16 protein-coding genes are annotated in these 18,636 nt (G+C 59.1%); 8 read left to right on the top strand and 8 right to left on the bottom strand.

All coding sequences use genetic code 11. The features are described from left to right. Positions 1-6: 6 nt before the first annotated feature. On the top strand, positions 7-1,752 hold the full coding sequence (locus tag DOM67_RS00950; protein WP_110673799.1) for an AMP-binding protein: 1,746 nt from the start codon (positions 7-9) through the stop codon (positions 1,750-1,752). Positions 1,753-1,776: 24 nt separating this feature from the next. On the opposite strand, the gene DOM67_RS00945 is transcribed toward DOM67_RS00950, so the two are convergent. Further along, a complete protein-coding gene (locus DOM67_RS00945; protein WP_110673798.1) occupies positions 1,777-2,202 on the bottom strand; it encodes a hotdog fold thioesterase in 426 nt (141 codons plus the stop codon). A gap of 225 nt (positions 2,203-2,427) precedes the next feature. Here DOM67_RS00945 and DOM67_RS00940 point away from each other — a divergent pair, with 225 nt between their 5' ends. The 7 genes from DOM67_RS00940 (at position 2,428) to DOM67_RS00910 (ending at position 11,743) form a co-directional block, all read left to right on the top strand. Then, on the top strand, positions 2,428-3,825 hold the full coding sequence (locus DOM67_RS00940; protein WP_110673797.1) for a GntP family permease: 1,398 nt from the start codon (positions 2,428-2,430) through the stop codon (positions 3,823-3,825). A gap of 383 nt (positions 3,826-4,208) precedes the next feature. After that, on the top strand, positions 4,209-4,688 hold the full coding sequence (locus DOM67_RS00935; protein ID WP_157958760.1) for an FUSC family protein: 480 nt from the start codon (positions 4,209-4,211) through the stop codon (positions 4,686-4,688). Between the two features lie 367 nt (positions 4,689-5,055). Further along, positions 5,056-6,225, top strand: coding sequence for an isovaleryl-CoA dehydrogenase (locus DOM67_RS00930; RefSeq protein WP_110673795.1), 1,170 nt, complete (start codon positions 5,056-5,058; stop codon positions 6,223-6,225). A gap of 9 nt (positions 6,226-6,234) precedes the next feature. Continuing rightward, positions 6,235-7,842, top strand: a complete 1,608-nt coding sequence (locus DOM67_RS00925) for a carboxyl transferase domain-containing protein (protein ID WP_110673794.1) — start codon at positions 6,235-6,237, stop codon at positions 7,840-7,842. Between the two features lie 4 nt (positions 7,843-7,846). Further along, positions 7,847-8,677: an enoyl-CoA hydratase-related protein gene (locus DOM67_RS00920; protein ID WP_110673793.1), complete on the top strand. Its 831-nt coding sequence runs from the start codon at positions 7,847-7,849 to the stop codon at positions 8,675-8,677. After that, on the top strand, positions 8,674-10,830 hold the full coding sequence (locus DOM67_RS00915) for an acetyl/propionyl/methylcrotonyl-CoA carboxylase subunit alpha (protein ID WP_110673792.1): 2,157 nt from the start codon (positions 8,674-8,676) through the stop codon (positions 10,828-10,830). The genes DOM67_RS00920 and DOM67_RS00915 overlap by 4 nt, the downstream gene beginning before the upstream one ends. A 1-nt stretch (position 10,831) precedes the next feature. Continuing rightward, a complete protein-coding gene (locus tag DOM67_RS00910; protein WP_110673791.1) occupies positions 10,832-11,743 on the top strand; it encodes a hydroxymethylglutaryl-CoA lyase in 912 nt (303 codons plus the stop codon). A 63-nt stretch (positions 11,744-11,806) separates the two neighbouring features. On the opposite strand, the gene DOM67_RS00905 is transcribed toward DOM67_RS00910, so the two are convergent. The 7 genes from DOM67_RS00905 to DOM67_RS00875 all read right to left on the bottom strand — a co-directional run bounded on the left by DOM67_RS00905 (position 11,807) and on the right by DOM67_RS00875 (position 18,549). Continuing rightward, positions 11,807-12,502 (bottom strand): class I SAM-dependent methyltransferase, encoded by a 696-nt coding sequence (locus DOM67_RS00905; RefSeq protein WP_110673790.1) that lies wholly within the window; start codon positions 12,500-12,502, stop codon positions 11,807-11,809. Between the two features lie 174 nt (positions 12,503-12,676). Then, the gene (locus tag DOM67_RS00900; protein ID WP_110673789.1) at positions 12,677-13,222 is read right to left on the bottom strand and encodes a hypothetical protein; all 546 of its coding nucleotides are present in this window, start codon (positions 13,220-13,222) and stop codon (positions 12,677-12,679) included. A gap of 52 nt (positions 13,223-13,274) precedes the next feature. Further along, positions 13,275-13,661 (bottom strand): tautomerase family protein, encoded by a 387-nt coding sequence (locus DOM67_RS00895; RefSeq protein ID WP_110673788.1) that lies wholly within the window; start codon positions 13,659-13,661, stop codon positions 13,275-13,277. A gap of 242 nt (positions 13,662-13,903) precedes the next feature. Next, positions 13,904-15,925, bottom strand: a complete 2,022-nt coding sequence (locus DOM67_RS00890) for a DUF3732 domain-containing protein (protein WP_110673787.1) — start codon at positions 15,923-15,925, stop codon at positions 13,904-13,906. After that, a complete protein-coding gene (locus tag DOM67_RS00885) occupies positions 15,922-16,374 on the bottom strand; it encodes a three component ABC system middle component (RefSeq protein ID WP_110673786.1) in 453 nt (150 codons plus the stop codon). Before DOM67_RS00885 ends, DOM67_RS00890 begins: the two co-directional genes overlap by 4 nt. Continuing rightward, positions 16,371-17,498 (bottom strand): hypothetical protein, encoded by a 1,128-nt coding sequence (locus DOM67_RS00880; RefSeq protein ID WP_110673785.1) that lies wholly within the window; start codon positions 17,496-17,498, stop codon positions 16,371-16,373. Before DOM67_RS00880 ends, DOM67_RS00885 begins: the two co-directional genes overlap by 4 nt. Before the next feature lie 193 nt (positions 17,499-17,691). Continuing rightward, positions 17,692-18,549 (bottom strand): hypothetical protein, encoded by an 858-nt coding sequence (locus DOM67_RS00875; RefSeq protein ID WP_232825092.1) that lies wholly within the window; start codon positions 18,547-18,549, stop codon positions 17,692-17,694. Positions 18,550-18,636 lie beyond the last annotated feature (87 nt).

Raw genomic sequence — 18,636 nt, 5'->3', positions numbered from 1 at the left:
AGAGAGATGCACAGCCACGACCCGGGCGCCTCGGCCCATGCTCAAGCCCCAGCGCCCAGCTACGTCAGCGGCATCAGCGAGCAGCCACTGCTGGGGCTGACCATCGGCGACTGCCTCGATGCCGCCGCCGCTGCCTGCCCGGAGCGCGAGGCGCTGGTGAGCTGCCACCAGAACCTGCGCTACACCTACGCCGAACTGCGCGCGGAGGCCGACCGCATCGCCCGTGCCCTGCTGGCGATGGGAGTGGAGCTTGGCGACCGGGTCGGTATCTGGTCACTCAACTGTGCGGAGTGGGCGCTCACCCAGCTGGCAAGCGCCAAGATCGGCGCGATCCTGGTCAATCTCAACCCGGCCTACCGCGCACGCGAGCTGGAGCACGCGCTGCTGCAGTCGGGGCTCTCGGTACTGGTACTGCAGGGCGCCCACCGCGCCGGTGGTGAGATCCGCTCCCACTACGTCGATATCCTCTGTCAGCTCGCCCCGGAACTGCGCGACACCCCGGCCCCCCACAACGAGCAACGTCGGCTCGACTGCGCCAGCCTGCCCCAGCTCAGGCAGGTGGTATGTCTCGACCCCGAGCTCGCCACCCCGGGCATGTGGCACTGGAACGAGCTGCACGCCATTGCCGAGCCAGTACCCACCGAACGGCTGGCGGCACTGCAGGCCGAACTGCAGTTCGACGACCCGATCAATATCCAGTACACCTCCGGCACCACCGGCGCACCCAAGGGGGTGACGCTGACCCACCACAACATTCTCAACAACGGCTACTTCGTCGGCGCCGGCATGAACCTGCAGCCCGCGGAACGCGTGGTGATCCCGGTGCCGCTCTACCACTGCTTCGGCATGGTGATGGGCAACCTGGCGTGTCTCACCCACCGCGCCACCATGATCTACCCCAACGCCGCCTTCGACCCGGCAGCCACCCTGCGTGCGGTGGAAGCGGAACGCGCCGACGCCCTCTACGGCGTGCCCACCATGTTCATCGCCGAGCTCGAACACCCCGAGTTCGCCAACTTCGATCTCTCCAGCCTGCGCACCGGCATCATGGCCGGCTCCAACTGCCCGGTGGAGGTGATGAAACGGGTGATCGAGCGCATGCACATGGAAGAGGTCACCATCGCCTACGGCATGACCGAGACCAGCCCGGTGAGCCTGCAGACGCGCACCGACGCGCCACTGGAGAAGCGCGTGGCCACCGTCGGCACCATTCACCCCCACCTGGAGGTGAAGATCATCGACCCGGCCAGCGGCCAGGTGCTCCCGCGCGGCACCAGCGGCGAACTCTGCACCCGCGGCTACAGCGTGATGCAGGGCTACTGGGACAACGACACCGCCACCCGCCAGGCGATCGACACCCACGGCTGGATGCACAGTGGCGATCTGGCGATGATGGACGATGCGGGCTATGTGGCGATCACCGGGCGCATCAAGGACATGATCATCCGCGGCGGCGAGAACCTCTATCCGCGCGAGATCGAGGAGTTTCTCTACACCCACCCGGCGATCTCCGATGCCCAGGTGTTCGGCGTGCCGGACGACCACTACGGCGAGGCGGTGGCGGTCTGGATTCGCCTGGTGGAGGGCGCAGAGCTCGACGAGGAGGGCGTGCGCGCCTACTGTCGCGAGCGCATCGCCCACCACAAGATTCCGCGCTACGTGAAGTTCGTCGACGACTTCCCGATGACCGTCAGCGGCAAGGTGCAGAAATTCCGTATGCGCCAGGCGATGAGCGACGAACTGGCGCCCTGAAAACCGATGCCGAGGCGGCCCCTGTCAGGCCGCCTTGACCACCGCCATGGTCAACCGCGACACGCACACCAGCCGGCCGCGCTCGTCCTCGATACGGATCTCCCACAGCTGAGTGGTACTGCCCAGATGCAGCGGCCGGGCACACCCCTCGACCCAGCCCTGGCGCACCGCGCGCACGTGGTTGGCGTTGATCTCCATCCCCACCGCCATCTTGCTCTCGTCGGCCAGACACAGGTTCGCCGCAATGCTGCCCAGCGTCTCCGCCAGCACCACCGAGGCGCCGCCGTGGAGCAGGCCATAGGGCTGATGGGTGCGCGCATCCACCGGCATGCGCCCGCGCAGGCAGTCGTCACCCAGCTCGGTGAACTCGATCCCGATATGCGCCACCAGCGTCTGCTGGCACTGGGCGGCGAGGGTCTCCAGGGAAGCGGAACGTTTCCAGATCGACATCGATGGTCTCCTTGATCGACAGATAGGGGCAGCGGGGAGTCTCCCCCTTTCGGCTAGTTGGCGCAGCGCCACGTTGACGTCAACGTTAATCCATCTCTATCGTCATGTCGTCCCGTGCGGCATCGCGCCACGCGAGTCTTCCGCACCGCTGACAACGCTCACAATCACAACAACGCGGCTCCGGCGTGTCTGCGCCACGAGCCCCCGACACAAGGGCCTGGCGCCATGAGTACCCTGGCTATCGTCGTCTCGCTGATCCTGCTGATCGTGCTCGCCTATCGCGGCATCACCGTGCTGCTGCTGGCGCCGCTGATGGCATCGCTGGCGGTACTGCTCTCCGGTGATGGCGGGCTGCTGCTGCCGATCTACACCGACACCTTCATGAAGGCGCTCGGCGGCTACCTGATCAAGTTCTTCCCTCTGTTCATTCTGGGCGCGCTGTTCGGCCAGCTGATGGCCGACTCCGGCGCCGCGCACGCCATCGCGCGCTGGATCATCAAGCGCCTCGGCACCCGCCACGTGGTGCTGACCGTGGTACTGGCCTGCGCCATTCTCACCTATGGCGGCGTATCGCTATTCGTGGTGGCGTTCGCGGTCTTCCCCATCGGTGCGGCGCTGTTCCGCGAGACCGGCACGCCCAAGCGGCTGATCCCCGGTGCCATCGCCCTGGGCTCGTTCACCTTCACCATGACCGCGCTCCCCGGTACGCCGGCGATCCAGAACGCGATCCCGATTCCGTTCTTCCACACCACCAGCTTCGCCGCGCCAGGGCTCGGCATCATCGCCGGGGCGATGATGCTGGGGCTGGGTACCTGGTGGCTGCAGTCACGGGTGAGCCGGGCGACACGCCGGGGCGAGGGCTACGGCCAGCACCCGGATGAGAAGATCGAGCCCCTCGACGCCGCGGCCAGCATACCGGAGATCAGCACCCTGGCCGCCTTCACCCCGCTGGTGATGGTGATTCTGCTCAATGGCCTGCTGACCTACTGGATTCTGCCGAGTCTCGACTTCTCCGGGCTACCGGAAGCGCGCTTCGGCACGCTCGACCCCAGCGCCATGCTCGGGCTGTGGGCGATCATCATCGCACTGCTGATCTCCTGCGCCTGGCTGGTCATCAGCCGCTGGCGCCACTGGGCGGATCTCAAGGGCACCATCAACAAGGGCTGCTTCGGCTCGATGCTGCCGGTGTTCAACACCGCTTCCGAGGTCGGCTACGGCGCGGTGATCGCCAGCCTCGCCGGCTTCGTCATCATCCGCGATGCGGTGCTGAGCCTGGCGCCGGGCAATCCGCTGATCTCAGAGGCGGTGTCGATGAACGTACTGGCGGCGGTCACCGGCTCCTCCTCCGGCGGCATGAGCATCGCCCTCAGCGTGCTCGGCGACGACTATCTGCGCATGGCCAACGCCGCTGGGCTCAATCCCGAGCTGATGCACCGGGTCGCCACCATCGCCGCCGGCGGCATGGATACCCTGCCCCACTCCGGCGCGGTGATCACGCTGCTGGCGATCTGCGGCCTCACCCACCGCCAGGCCTACCCCAACATCGCCATGGTCACCATCGTGGTGCCGATGATCACGCTGGTCGCGGTGATCACCCTGGGCACCCTGTTCGGAAGTTTCTGAGCCGAGGAACGATGCCCACCCCGGCGCCCCGCTGACAGCGGGGCCCGAGTACGACCGCCGCCACGCTACCGCATGGCGGCTTGATGCTATGACAGGTTGACGTCCACCGGGTCTGTCGCCGAAAGGTTTTGCCTTGGGCTAGCGCAGGGCGCCCCCTATAATGGATCCAGCGTTGTCGGGGAACATCCGCTAACCCCTAGTTGAAAACGACAAGGAAGGTGGAGATTTTCTCGGATCCCGAACGCGTTCTTCACACTCATTTTCGCGCACTCTCCATATATCGAGAGAGATCCATCAGCCGAAGACAACGGCATTAAAACCTATAGCCTCTTAGCGCCTTGGAACACTCCATGAAAAGACCTTGGGCTCCTCTTGAGCAAAGCATGCTGTTCTCACTGCCGTTGGCTTTGACTGCCTGCCTTGCTTACGCCATAGGCTCTCATATCACTGGCTGGTTTCATGCGCCCTCGGCTGAGATTGGCGGTCTGTGGTCGGCTATTTCAGGCATCGTCGTGTTTCAGGCCAGCCCGAAAGAGTCGATATCCTCCGCCTCGCTGCGTGTCGTTGGCACTGCCATCGGCGCCATCTTCTGTGCCATATATCTGTACTTTTTCGACTTCACGCTCTATGGCTTTGGCCTGACCATTTTGCTCACGGCATGGGTCTGCCAAATGACAAATATTCCGGATCATGCCCGACTCGCCTGTATTACCGTTGCAGTCATCATGGTCACGGAGGCTGCCAACCCCAATCTTGATAGCACGTTGAACGCCTCGTTGAGATTTGGTGAATCCTGTATAGGCACGGCACTGGCCATTTTCTTCAGCTATCTAAGAGGCTTGGTAAAAGATCATCCTGGTTAAAGCCAGCCTCCTTCCAAAAGCCGGCTGACGCCTGGCGCTGAAAATCGTTATCCAACGCGCCACGAAGCTCAGAAATGTCTGCACCTTCGTGACACGTTGATGTCGCGACAGTAAAAGTAAAGGTAAGACGTCTCGAGAGAACGGGACCGATGGCGGCACAGTCGCTGCAGGAGGCGTGGAGCGGCATTCGTCCCGTCGAGCTCGGGGGGCAGTCCTGAGAAGGTGCGACGGTCCTAGACCATGGTCGAGGGCCTCTGGCTCTACCCGCTAATTGACGTTAACGTCAACGTATAAAGTCGAGAACACCTGCGAGCCCCATGCGCCCGCGCCCCCGCGTTCTCGCCCATCGACAGCGGAGGATCATCCGATGCACGCCCCCTACACCGAGCTCGATTTCGGCCTCGACGACGAACTGAACATGCTGCGCGAGCAGGTCAACGCCTTCGCCCGGGACGAGATCGCCCCGCGCGCGGCCCAGATCGACCACGACAACGCCTTCCCCGCGGACCTGTGGCAGAAGTTCGGCGACATGGGCCTGCTCGGTATCACCGTCAGCGAAGACGACGGCGGCAGCGGCATGGGCTACCTGGCCCACTGTATCGCCATGGAGGAGATCTCCCGAGCCAGCGCCTCGGTGGGGCTCTCCTACGGCGCCCATGCCAATCTCTGCGTCAACCAGATCAAGCTCAACGCCACGGCCGAGCAGAAGGCCAAGTACCTGCCCGGGCTGATCAGCGGCGAGCACGTCGGGGCGCTGGCGATGTCCGAGCCCGGCGCCGGCTCGGACGTGGTCTCGATGAGTCTGCGCGCCGACAGACACGGCGATCACTACGTGCTCAACGGCAACAAGATGTGGATCACCAACGGCCCCGACGCCGACGTGCTGGTGGTCTACGCCAAGACCGACCCGGAGGCCGGCGCCAAGGGCATCACCGCCTTTCTGATCGAGAAGGGGTTCGCCGGTTTCTCCACCGCGCAGAAGCTCGACAAGCTGGGCATGCGCGGCTCCAACACCTGCGAGCTGGTATTCGAGGATTGCCAGGTACCGGCGGAGAACGTGCTGGGCGAGAAGAACCGCGGCGTGCGCGTGCTGATGAGCGGGCTCGACTACGAGCGCACGGTGCTCGCCGCCGGCCCGATCGGGATCATGCAGGCGTGTCTGGACGTGGTGGTGCCCTACGTCCATGAGCGCAAGCAGTTCGGTCAGGCGATCGGCGAGTTCCAGCTGATCCAGGGCAAGCTCGCCGACATGTACACCACGCTCAATGCCTGCCGCGCCTATCTCTACGCCGTGGCCGGCGCCTGCGACCGCGGCCGAACCAGCCGCAAGGATGCTGCCGGGGTGATCCTCTACTGTGCCGAGAAGGCGACCCAGATGGCGCTGGATGCCATCCAGCTGCTCGGCGGCAACGGCTATATCAACGAGTACCCCACCGGGCGGCTGCTGCGCGACGCCAAGCTCTACGAGATCGGCGCCGGCACCAGCGAGATTCGGCGCATGTTGATTGGCCGGGAATTGTTCTCGGAGTCCGCGTAGGAGGGTCGCATGGCCATACTGAGTAGCCAGATCAACCCACGTGCCGAGGCCTTTCAGGCCAATGCCCAGGCGCTGCGGGCGGAGGTCGACAAACTCCACGCGCTGAGCGCCGAGATCGCCCGGGGCGGCGGCGACAAGGCGCGCGCCCGGCACGAGTCCCGCGGCAAGCTGTTCGTGCGCGAGCGTATCGACCAGCTGCTCGACGAGGGCGCGGCCTTTCTCGAGATCGGCGCGCTGGCGGCCCACGAGGTCTACGACACTCCGGTGCCCGCCGCCGGGGTGGTCGCCGGCATCGGCCGGGTCAGCGGCGTGGAGTGCGTGATCGTCGCCAACGACGCCACGGTCAAGGGCGGCACCTACTTCCCGCTGACGGTGAAGAAGCACCTGCGCGCCCAGGAGATCGCCCGCAAGCACCGCCTGCCCTGCCTCTATCTGGTCGACTCCGGCGGCGCCTACCTGCCGGCGCAGGACGAGGTCTTCCCCGACCACGACGACTTCGGCCGCATCTTCTACAACCAGGCCACGCTCTCCGCCGCGGGCATCCCGCAGATCGCAGTGGTGATGGGCTCGTGCACCGCCGGCGGCGCCTACGTGCCGGCGATGGCCGATGAATCGATCATCGTGCGCAACCAGGGCACCATCTTTCTCGGCGGCCCACCGCTGGTGAAGGCCGCCACCGGCGAGACCATCAGCGCCGAGGATCTCGGTGGCGCGGACGTGCACGCAAAGATCAGCGGCGTGGTCGACCACTATGCCGAGAACGACGCCCATGCGCTGCAGCTCGCCCGCCGCGCGGTCTCCCGGCTCAACTGGCGCAAGCGCGGCGAGCTGGCGCTGCGCGAATCACGCCCGCCGCGGCTCGACTCTTCGGAGCTCTACGGTATCGTCGGCACCGACCTGCGCAAGCCGTATGACGTGCGCGAGGTGATCGGGCGGCTGGTGGACGACTCCGACTTCGACGAGTTCAAGCGCTATTACGGCGATACCCTGGTCACCGGCTTCGCCCACTGGTGCGGCCACCCGGTGGGTATCGTCGCCAACAACGGGGTGCTGTTCTCGGAGTCCGCGCAGAAGGGCGCGCACTTCATCGAACTCTGTGCCCAGCGCCAGATCCCGCTGATCTTTCTACAGAACATCACCGGCTTCATGGTCGGCTCGAAGTACGAGCAGGAGGGCATCGCCAAGCACGGCGCCAAGCTGGTCACCGCCGTGGCCTGTGCCAAGGTACCCAAGTTCACCGTGATGATCGGCGGCAGCTTCGGCGCCGGCAACTACGGCATGTGCGGCCGCGCCTATGACCCCAACCTGCTGTTCATGTGGCCCAACGCGCGCATCTCGGTGATGGGCGGCGAGCAGGCCGCCAACGTGCTGGCGCAGGTGAAACGGGAGCAGATGGAGCGCGACGGCAGCGGCTGGCCGGAAGACGAGGAAGCCGCCTTCAAGGCGCCGATTCGCGAACAGTACGAGCGCCAGGGGCACCCGTACTACGCCAGCGCCCGGCTGTGGGACGACGGCGTGATAGATCCATTGCAGACCCGGGATGTGATCGGCCTGGCACTCTCCGCGGCTCTCAACGCCGAAATCGAAGAGACGCGTTTCGGCGTCTTCAGGATGTGATGCCATGACGACTTCACAGCACGCCCAACTGGACATCGATGCCCGCGGCGTCGCGCGGCTGACGCTGGACCGCCCGGCGGTGCACAACGCCTTCGACGACGTCTTGATCGCCGCGCTCAACGCCCATCTCGAACGCCTCCACGCCCTGGCTGCGAGCGGCGAGGTGCGGGTGGTGGTGCTCGGCTCCCAGGGCAAGCACTTCTCCGCCGGGGCGGATCTCGCCTGGATGAAGCGCATGGTCGACTACAGCGTCGACGACAATCTGGCCGACTCGCGCCAGCTCTCGCGCCTGATGCACGGGCTGGACACCCTACCCTGCCCCACGCTCTGCCGGGTGCAGGGTGCGGCCTACGGTGGCGCGGTGGGGCTGGCCGCCTGCTGCGATCTGGTGATCGCCTCAGATGCGGCGCGCTTCTGCCTCTCCGAGGTCAAGATCGGCCTCTCGCCGGCAGTGGTCGGGCCCTATGTCCAGCGCGCCATCGGCGCCCGCCAGATGCGCCGCTACGCGCTGACCGCCGAGGTGATCGACGCCGCCACCGCCCGCGAACTGGGGCTGGTACACCAGGTGGTGACTGGCGACGCGCTGGATGAAGAGATCGAACGCCAGATCGACACCCTGCTCGCCGCCTCTCCCCAGGCCCAGCGCGCCACCAAGGCGCTGCTCGCGCAGATCGCCCGCGAACCGGAGAGCGACGCCACCCGCGAGGCCGCGTGCCGCACCATCAGCGAGCTGCGGGTCAGCGCCGAAGGCCAGGAGGGGCTGGCCGCCTTCTTCGACAAACGCCCGCCCGCCTGGCTCGTGGCCAGCGGCGGCGACAAGGAGCCGCGCTCATGAGTCTCGCCACTGCGCCCCGCCCACTGCGCGCCGTGCTGATCGCCAATCGCGGCGAGATCGCCTGCCGGGTGATCCGCACCGCGCGGCGCCTCGGCCTGCGTACCATCGCGGTCTATTCGGATGCCGACGCCCGCGCCCGCCACGTGCGCGAGGCCGACGAAGCGATCCGCCTCGGCCCGGCGACGGCCGGCGAGAGCTATCTCGCCATCGACAAGGTCATCCAGGCTGCCCAGCGCAGCGGCGCCGACGCCATTCACCCGGGCTACGGCTTTCTCTCCGAGAACGCCGAGTTCGTCGCCGCCTGCGACGCCGCCGGGCTCATCTTCATCGGCCCGCCGGCCAGCGCCATCGCCGCCATGGGCGACAAGGCCGCGGCCAAGGCGCGCATGGCTAAGGCCGGCGTACCGCTGGTACCCGGCTATCACGGCGAAGCGCAGGACGACGCCCTGCTGCGGGAAGAGGCCGGCAAGATCGGCTACCCGGTGCTGCTCAAGGCCAGCGCCGGAGGCGGCGGCAAGGGCATGCGGGTGGTCGAGTCCGAGCGCGAGTTCCAGGCGGCGCTCGACGGCTGCCGCCGCGAATCCCGCGCTGCCTTCGGCGATGAGCGCATGCTGATCGAGAAGTATCTGACCCAGCCGCGCCATGTCGAGGTGCAGGTGTTCTGCGACAGCCTCGGGGGCGGCGTCTATCTGTTCGAGCGCGACTGCAGCGTGCAGCGGCGCCACCAGAAGGTGCTCGAAGAGGCCCCCGCGCCGCACCTGCCCGAGGCACTGCGCCGCGAGATGGGCGAGGCCGCCGTGCGCGCCGCCCAGGAGATCGGCTATGTCGGCGCCGGCACGGTGGAGTTCCTGCTGGATGCCGGCGCCGAAACCGCTCAGGAGAGCGGCTCGCCGTTCTTCTTCATGGAGATGAACACCCGGCTGCAGGTCGAGCACCCGGTGACCGAGATGATCAGCGGCGAGGATCTGGTCGAGTGGCAGCTACGGGTCGCCGCCGGCCTGGCGCTGCCCAAGGCGCAGAACGAACTGACGCTCACCGGCCACGCCATCGAAGCACGGCTCTACGCCGAAGACCCGGACAACGACTTCCTCCCCGCCACCGGCAGGCTCCTGCGCTTTGCGCTGCCGATGGCGGAGCGGCACGGCCGAATCCGCCTGGATAGCGGCGTCGCGGCCGGCGACACGGTGACCATGCACTACGACCCGATGCTGGCCAAGCTGATCGTCCACGGCGAGGATCGCGGCCAGGCCCTGGCCGAAATGGCCCGCGCCCTGGCCGCGCTGGATATCAGCGGCGTGACCACCAATCGCCGCTTCCTGCAGCGGCTGGTGACCCACCCGGACTTCATCGCCGCCAGGCTGGATACCCGCTTCATCGAGCATCATCACGACGATCTGTTCGCCGCGCCCCACGCCACCGATGCCGATATCGCCCGCGCAGCCCTGGTTGCTATCGATCAGCTCGCTAGGGACCACATCGACGGAGCACCGCGCGCCGACGACCCCTGGCAACGTCGCGACGGCTGGCGGCTCAACGCGCCGCGCCGGCTGCGTCTCGCCTTTCAGGAGACCGACGGCAGCGGCACGTATGAGGTGATCGCCACCCAGGGACTAACACAGGGTCTGGCTCAGGGTCTGGCACAGGAGCCAGCACAGGCGACCTGGCAGCTTCAGGTACAGCGCGATGGAGAGGAGACGAGCCGGCTCGCCGGGCAGTGCCAGCGTCTCGACAACGACACCCTGGCGCTCACCCTGGATGGCCATCGCCAGCGCCTCTTCGCCCGGCTCGACCCAGCCAGCGAGGGCGATGCCATCGTGCTCACCGCCGCAGGTCAAGAGTCGCGCCTGATCTGGCGCCGCGCCGACCGCGCCGACCATCTACCGCAAGAGGCCGAAGCCAAGCTGACCGCGCCGATGCACGGCACCGTGGTGGCACTGCTGGTCGAACCCGGACAGACAGTGGAGAAAGGCACGCCGCTGGTGGTGGTAGAGGCAATGAAGATGGAGCACACCCTGAGCGCCCCCGCCGACGGTGCGGTGGAAGTCTTCCATGTCGCGGTGGGGGACGCCGTGGCGCAGGGGGATGAGCTGCTCGCGTTCACCAATGCCGAGGCGATGACCGACGCCGGCACCGACACGAGCGGGGACAACTGAGATGGGGATGCCGAAGCACGTCAGTATCGTCGAAGTTGGCCCGCGGGACGGCTTGCAGAACGAAGCCGAGCCCATCGCCACCGCCGCCAAGCTGGAACTGATCGAGCGGCTCGGCGCGGCGGGGCTCAAGCGGATCGAAGCGGCGAGTTTCGTCTCGCCCAAATGGGTGCCGCAGATGGCGGATCACCGCGAGGTGATGACCGGCATTCGCCGCCGGCCGGGTGTGATCTACTCCGCGCTCACGCCCAATCTCAAAGGGCTGGAAGCCGCGCTAGAGTGCGGCGTCGAGGAGGTCGCCGTCTTCGCGGCAGCGAGCGAAGCGTTCTCCCACAAGAACATCAACTGCTCGATTGCCGAATCGCTGGCGCGCTTCGAACCGGTGGTCGAATGCGCCCGGGCAGCCGGCGTCCGCGTGCGCGGCTATGTCTCCTGCGTGCTCGGCTGCCCCTACGAAGGCAACATCGCCCCACAGCGGGTCGCCGAGGTCTCCCGGGCGCTTTATGAGATGGGCTGCTATGAAATCTCGCTGGGCGACACCATCGGCGTCGGCACCCCGCTCGAGGCCAAGCGCCTGCTCGATGCCGTGGGCCGCGATATCCCCAGGGACAAGCTCGCCGCCCACTTCCACGACACCTACGGCCAGGCGCTGGCCAACCTCTATGCTGTACTCGAAGAGGGCATCAGCGTGATCGACAGCGCCGTCGCCGGACTCGGCGGCTGCCCCTACGCCAAGGGCGCCACCGGCAACGTCGCCACGGAAGACGTGATCTACCTGCTCAACGGACTCGGCATCGACAGCGGCGTGGATCTGGATAACTTGGCAGAGACAGGGGTGTGGATAACACAGACCATCGGCAAGCCGAATCGGTCGAAGGTGGGGGTGGCGCTGGCGGCGAAGCGAACCTCTTCATAACGGAACCCCCTAGCCAACTCACGGGCTTGCAGGAATCGCTTCCAAGGATAGATAGGTATTCACTCAAGCCCGGCGGGAAAGCCATGCATGGATCAACCCCGCCTGGAAAAACGGCACCGGAAGTTTGAAACCGCCTGCCTCGATGATCGAGGCAATCCGCGCTGGCGGTAGCACACCGACATCATGCGCATAGGCATGGCGCATCCGCGCCATCATCTCTTCGGAGACATCGGCCGCGGACATCATGTTCATCCATGCGTGAAGCAGTACGTCATATTCGGGTGACGCGATGTCTGACGCCAGGTCGGCGCTTGCGAGAATGCCACCCGAGTTGAGTTTCGCGGCAATGCCACGGAAGAAACCGGAGCGCTCGTCGAGATTCGTGATGAACTGCGAGACGAGCAGGCAGGTCGCGGCATCGTGTAGCTCGGCGGTGGGTAGTGACTCCAGATACCCCTCATGGAAGGTGCAGCGAGACGTCACACCTTCCTTCTCGGCCCTTTCCCGACAGACGTCGAGCATACGCCCCGACGGCTCCACGGCCGTAAAACGCCAACCAGGATGCTGTGAGGCGAGATAGAACAGCTCATCGCCCGTCCCCACCCCGACACAGAGGATTCGTGCCTCCGCCGGCAAATCCGCGAACAATGACCCCAGCAACAGATGCAGGCAATTCCGAATCGGTGACGTCTTGGCCCACTGCTGGTCGTAGCTTGCCGCCTGCTGGTCGAACAGTGCCTTGATCTCGTCCTGGTTCATCTTATTCCCCGCAGTTAATCCTGATGCTGACAATCGGCCAACGTACGCGACTGTCCGATTGATAACGAATGATGGGTTTGCCGGGGTGCGGATAACACAGCCCCTCGGCAGGCCAAATCGGTCCAAGGTAGGCGTGGCGTTGGCGGCGCGCTAGCCATTCATGGACCAACCACTCTAGGCTGCACGACCTAACTGGGATTGCAGCGCTAGAGACAACTCGACATAGGTTCGTGCTGCCTCTTTCGTCGGTTCCAGGCCGCGAGCCACCTCGCGACGCAGACGCCGAAGCTCGTGATACAGCGTCACCTGTGGCTGATCGATCAGACCCGCCTGCACCAGCAGTTCCGGCAGCCGAGCCGCTGATACCTCGCCCGGGCCACGATCTTCGCTTTCCCGTGACGATAGCGATGCGCGGACCGCGCGTTCCAGTCGAGTCCACGCCTCCAGTATCGCCGTACGGGGATGGCGCTCGGCCAGCTGGGTGAGAAACGTCCCCTCTTCACCAGCACGCACACCGACGACGTCATCCCTACCTGGAGATAGCGAGCGCAACTGTTCGAGGTCGTGCTCGAACTCAGCCTCGATGGGTCCGGCCCGCAGCTTCTTGATGAAAGCCCCAAACTGCAGGATCTGATCGCGGAAGAGAAGCGCGAGAATCAGGGCGAACACCGGCCAGGCCAGCGACCGGACGAGGCTCGAAATGAACGTCAGCCAATCCATCGTCAGTACTCGGTTGATCCCGCGTGCATGAGTCTAGGCAATAGCTGCCACGTCAGACATTTACCGAATATTGTAGATCACGTACTTCATCTCCGGTCATGCCACGAAATCCCCAGCAGTGAGCGGGCTGCTCCTTGAGCGTGATCTCGACATCGATGGGCGATATGCCGATCTCCGCTTCTATCTGTCGGAAAAGCGCCTTGATCAGTGCCTTCTGCGTCTCCTTGGACCGCCCCTGCATCAGGTTGATTTCGATGACCGTGTAAGCCGAAGTTCTATCGTCAGGGAAATAGAAATCCTCTGCGTCCAACGGCACGAATCGATGGGCACGCTTGCCCGTCGGCATCCCGAGAACATCTTGCATGCAACCATGGATGGCATTCGAAAGCTGCGCCTTGATAGGGTCCAAGTGCTCCTTGATGCCATAAACGACGATCATGTAAGCCTCCCAAAAATGCGTGTCTAATAAATCGACCCACAAAGACGTTAATTAGTATAACCACTAAAAAGCTAACGCCGCGCTCTGCGGAAGTTTTGGAGCGCCAGCGAGAAAATTTTCCGTAGCAGCGCCTTGTTATACGTCACTCCGTTCTCGTTTCAATATTTAGAAAAAGGGCAAAAAGTCATCTTCCTAATCTGACACAACGCTCGCAACCATTCTATAAGCTTATTATCACGCATTCACTCTTCTGAAGGATGAATTAGGCCGCGTGTTCGCCATCTATTTCCGTTAACCAAAGACTCAAACAATACCCCGTTTGACAACGCCAAATTGTCCGCGTGATCAGTCACGATGATTTGTGGACTAAAACCATTTTTCTGCTCAATCTCATTGCAATAAATCGAGAGCTGGGTGAATAGATTTTCAACAGCCTTGATGTCTTCATCAATATTTTGTTTAACATTTAGCGTCTTACGCTGTTCAGCCTCTTGGCTTTTTTGCTCCTCAAATGTTTCAGAGTTATCGCGGTTAAAATTAGGGAAATATACTTGGGTTGGCTGATCCAAGAACAATAAAGATGGAATAGCGCACTTATTACCCAGCTCAGAAAAATATTTATGCATTGACAAAAACAGCGTTACGTGGCAATACAGCCAGTTTGCACCACTACCCATTGATCTTAAGTAGATTTTTTCACCTTCCTGCGATAAATGGTAGAGGTCAAATGTCTCAAACGAGAAATGAAGGTTAATAGGTTTATAGCTGGCTTCAAACTCAAAATGACTTCCAATTTCGGCCATATACCTATTTACTTTTGCAGAAGCGTTTTCTAGTCCTTTTTTCACATCGTATTTTTTAAGGTCTCTATCGATACCTGCGAGCTGCTTATTGAGCTCTTTGATTTGATTTTCAAGCTCAACATCATCAGCCATGTTGAGAGTATCGAGAAGCATGAATAGCTTGGCCTTCTGCATCAAAATGCTTTCATACAGGCTCTTTTGTTCCGCCAACTGCTTTTCTGTTTTCTCAATTTCCGTTATTTGCTGGTTTAACGCAGTTAACTGCCTACTAACAACTGCAGCGCGGCGCTGCACGTCAATCAAGGACGATTCAAACTTTGCTTTCATAGGACGTGCTTGCGCAAGGTTACCCGACACCTTAATGATAGCTTTCTGTAATTTTTCTGCACTTTCTCTTAATGTATCTTTTTCAGTATGGCAAAATGGGCAGACTGAAGCGGATATATGGACATGCTCTGGCGAGCTAAACATTTTCACGTTATCAACAAAACGCTCTTCTTCTCGAATATGTTTGTTAATTGATGAAGCCTGGCGCTGCAACTTTCTTAGTTCGGACGCCCTTTGATTACGCTTCAGCTTGAGCTGATTGTAATGTTGGGTGGCAGCGTCAGAATTATGATTGATTTTTTCAGGTACGATAATTCCGTCCAACTGGTCTTTGGCATCCTGCGGGTGACGTAGCACCTTTTCCAAAGATATCGGCTCATCTTCAAACCCCATCAAAGCATATAGTTGACCTAAAACCGGACCGACATTTTTCTTATAGTTTTCAGAGGTACGTTTGTTTGTGTCTTTTTGACGCTCCAAACGTCTGACATCAATGCCTAATCGCTCTTTCTCTTGTGACAAGTGGAAGTATTTCTGGTCAACTAAGCCTAAAAATATCTTGGTATGATCGATCGCTTGATCACGCTTTTCCTTTTCATCGAATCGGTAAAACAACGCATGTTTATTGGCAACAAGATTTTGGTGTTGGAGCATAAACGATGAAAAACTACGTATAGATGGAGTAGCCGCTTTAGCGTTAAATCGCCTATTGGCTCTGGTGGCCAAAGATTCATCCACATCATCTATATCCAAGAAGAAGTCTCTCAGATGCTTCTTGAACTCGTCTAACGGGCGAAAATAGGTGCTGTTAAAATAATCGCTACCAATATCCTCTGGAATAAACGACTCAATGCGGCGAAAGAAGGCCTTAGTCGCGATGTCAGGATCACGCGCAATCACCATATCTTGTTGATTGACAGAAAGCGCAACATAATAAATAGCTGCTCTCGTGGTAATAACTCCTTTTGGAATGGTATTTTCACCACTACCAAAGCAGTAATCAAAGATTTCAATTAGGGCACTTTTACCTGTGGATGATTTCCCAGTAACAACATTTAGCCCCTCTTTAAAACCAACAGGGTGCTTGTTCCCCTGCTTATCAATAACGCCAATTTCATAAACTAATGTTTTCATCGTGGCTTCACTCCTAGAAACGCATAAACCTCGACCACTGAGTGACCGCCTAATAACCGCCCTAACTTCTCTGCACTTTTTTGACAAGTAAACTTTGAATCAGAATCATTACACGGCAGAATGGATAAAATTTGTTCATTTACGGATAACCAATCATTGATCAAGCAATATTGAATGCATTGTTCTGTCAATGTTTGAAAGCCATGGATTCTTTCTTGTAAATCATAGAGCTTAGCACGGTCGTCAAAAACCGACCAAATTGTACTTCTCTTATTAGAGTTGAATAATTTTTGGCCAAAAATGGGGTGGCTGCATAGAGGAATAATCAAAGGAGCGAATAAAAGGTTATTTTCTGATTCGCCTACTGCTGTATAAAATGAAGCAATATGTTGCCCATATTCAAACGGATTGTATTTTAGTTCATAAAGGGTATCGACAATGCTGCTCATGGCCCAACCTTCCATTTTAAGTCACGTTCTTCGTCATCCATGGCATCATGTATCAGGCCGTTTTTGTATTCAATAGGCGGTATATCATTTCCCAAGTTTAGGGGCTGCTCGCCTATGGTTTTGTTGTAAAGCAATTTTGAGCTTTTAATTGCATCAGTTGCTTCAAGTTGCGCACTTGAATAGAAAAGCTTAAATTTTTTGACCAATTGGTTCTGGTAATTAATTGTTTTATCTTTATAGAGCGCGGACTCATCGAGCTCTTCAAGCAGTGAGTTTTGTAGCTCAAGCCAATTACCTACTGCATCAGGAATCATTTCGTGATGCTTAATTTCAGCAATTTTTTGTACAAATGGTCTATATCCGTGTGATTCAACCTCTGGTTCAGATGCCGCATAGCCGGAAAACACCGGAAAGGTGAATTCCTTTTTGCAAAGAAGTGCGGTTAACTCCTCGCACTTCGCTGCAAATTCTTGGTATTTGATACTCCAGGATTGCTGGGTTGCTTGCGCATAAACAAAGCCAACAAGTCCATGAAGATAACTTATAAGATTATTTTTTGGAATACCTAATGGCTGGGAAAGTATCTGTTTTTCCAGTTCTTGGTAACTATCTGACTGCGTAAATAATACGACCTTTCCAAGCACGCTTTTAAGCAATCGTTTATCAACCGCCATCACCGACTTCTGCATCTTTATTATTTGTGATGGCTTTTCGGCACTAAGTTGATCTTCGGTGCGCTCTGCAAAAATGTCATCTATCACTTTCAAGCGTTGTTCTTCACTTTGAGCATTCCAATCCTTTAGGCGCGTCGTCGCTCCAAATGCTTGAGTAGTGTGGAGCACTAGAGCGCCGTATTGAGTGTGGTCAAACGCTGGATCTAGCCAGTTCTTCAGCGTTTTCCAGAGGTTTTCATGGTGGTCAGTCAGTGGTTTTGCGTAGTCTTTTACTTCAGTTTGTGTTGATGTCAAGGCATCTGACGAAATCAAGCTGACGTCACCGTCTTTTTCGAACCAAATCGACTGGCCATCTTCAAGTGAAAAGCATTTATATAAGCCAATTAGCACCTGATAGTGAAAGGCTAGGGCGGTTGTTAACGCTGCATTTTGGGCTTGACTTCCGCTCATACTAGCCAGTTCCTTTTATGCATTCATGATATTTTTTGTATAGTTTGCTAACTAACATTCACTTTGGTTCAAATAATTACCACAGGCTCTTCGTCGCAGAATGCTTCGGTTTACCTGACGCAAAAGCGGCCAGACGATGCCAGACAATAAATCAAAAAGGCGCCGTTTTTGCGGGCCGGAGTGCAACCGATTGTTAGCCATTAAGCGCACCATTCTCTTTCAAGAGCCAGCGAAATAGCTCCTGTCTCTGAAGCGCCAATGAAACAAGCGTCTGATACAGGTTAATCTGCTGCTTAAACACCTTCCTTGGAAAACTATTATTAAGATCAGATAAACTGAGACGTTGAATGTTGAATCTCTCGAGATCTTTCTCCGCCATACTCAACTCCAATCTAAGCCAATCTGGGTTTAGGTTGCTTATAGCCGCATCATTAAGATAGTTAGTTTTGAAATACCTGTACGGACACTTTAAAACATCATCAGCCCATATGGTCAAATACCCAGACCCTTGAATCAAAGACTCAATTTTTTCGTCATTCACAGGGGAGGAAATCAACTCTCGATAGATGTCTTCGAAAGTCTGGACGTTCTTTCCGAGAATTCTCTGCGAGGCTTGTATTATCTCGTTTGTTATTTTTGTTTGCTTAGAAATTGTGTCCCTGCTTTTATCTGCCGCGAACTCTAGCTCTTCGGGAGCTGCCTCTCTTACGGCGCCATCTATTTTTTTGAAATCTGGATTCCTTTGAATGTCAGCTGGCGTACATAGGCTAGGATCGGCGGAAACGTCAATACCTGCGCGACCGAAAGACTCCGCTACCAAGCGAGAGCAGTATTGGTACTTTGATTCTACTATTGGTTTTAGCTTTGATTTTGCATAAATCCCGGCTTTAATTGCATCCGATACCGAGTACTCCGTGCCGACTTTGGATCTTGGGTATGCGCAAATATTCTCCAGCTCTTCTGGTGTCATATTTTCTGCAAGTTTATGCCGGAGAACGATTACGTCTTTCGGATCATCGAATATCACCCTTTGTGTGTTTATCGAGTGCACTCCATCTCCATCTGCATGTACGCAGGATGAGTGCGCTACGTAAATCATCACATGTGAGTATTCGCACGACAGAGCCTTCCGGATTGT

The organism is Salinicola sp. RZ23 (assembly GCF_003206675.1).
Lineage (GTDB): Bacteria > Pseudomonadota > Gammaproteobacteria > Pseudomonadales > Halomonadaceae > Salinicola > Salinicola endophyticus.
Note: the sequence above shows the minus strand (reverse complement) of the source record. Positions and strands in the feature narration are given on the sequence as shown.

Bases quoted from the DNA above. Each gene is read 5' to 3' on its own strand.
- DOM67_RS00950 (WP_110673799.1), top strand. From the start codon at position 7: ATGCACAGCCACGACCCGGGCGCCTCGGCCCATGCTCAAGCCCCAGCG.
- DOM67_RS00945 (WP_110673798.1), bottom strand. From the start codon at position 2,202: ATGTCGATCTGGAAACGTTCCGCTTCCCTGGAGACCCTCGCCGCCCAG.
- DOM67_RS00940 (WP_110673797.1), top strand. From the start codon at position 2,428: ATGAGTACCCTGGCTATCGTCGTCTCGCTGATCCTGCTGATCGTGCTC.
- DOM67_RS00935 (WP_157958760.1), top strand. From the start codon at position 4,209: ATGCTGTTCTCACTGCCGTTGGCTTTGACTGCCTGCCTTGCTTACGCC.
- DOM67_RS00930 (WP_110673795.1), top strand. From the start codon at position 5,056: ATGCACGCCCCCTACACCGAGCTCGATTTCGGCCTCGACGACGAACTG.
- DOM67_RS00925 (WP_110673794.1), top strand. From the start codon at position 6,235: ATGGCCATACTGAGTAGCCAGATCAACCCACGTGCCGAGGCCTTTCAG.
- DOM67_RS00920 (WP_110673793.1), top strand. From the start codon at position 7,847: ATGACGACTTCACAGCACGCCCAACTGGACATCGATGCCCGCGGCGTC.
- DOM67_RS00915 (WP_110673792.1), top strand. From the start codon at position 8,674: ATGAGTCTCGCCACTGCGCCCCGCCCACTGCGCGCCGTGCTGATCGCC.
- DOM67_RS00910 (WP_110673791.1), top strand. From the start codon at position 10,832: ATGGGGATGCCGAAGCACGTCAGTATCGTCGAAGTTGGCCCGCGGGAC.
- DOM67_RS00905 (WP_110673790.1), bottom strand. From the start codon at position 12,502: ATGAACCAGGACGAGATCAAGGCACTGTTCGACCAGCAGGCGGCAAGC.
- DOM67_RS00900 (WP_110673789.1), bottom strand. From the start codon at position 13,222: ATGGATTGGCTGACGTTCATTTCGAGCCTCGTCCGGTCGCTGGCCTGG.
- DOM67_RS00895 (WP_110673788.1), bottom strand. From the start codon at position 13,661: ATGATCGTCGTTTATGGCATCAAGGAGCACTTGGACCCTATCAAGGCG.
- DOM67_RS00890 (WP_110673787.1), bottom strand. From the start codon at position 15,925: ATGAAAACATTAGTTTATGAAATTGGCGTTATTGATAAGCAGGGGAAC.
- DOM67_RS00885 (WP_110673786.1), bottom strand. From the start codon at position 16,374: ATGAGCAGCATTGTCGATACCCTTTATGAACTAAAATACAATCCGTTT.
- DOM67_RS00880 (WP_110673785.1), bottom strand. From the start codon at position 17,498: ATGAGCGGAAGTCAAGCCCAAAATGCAGCGTTAACAACCGCCCTAGCC.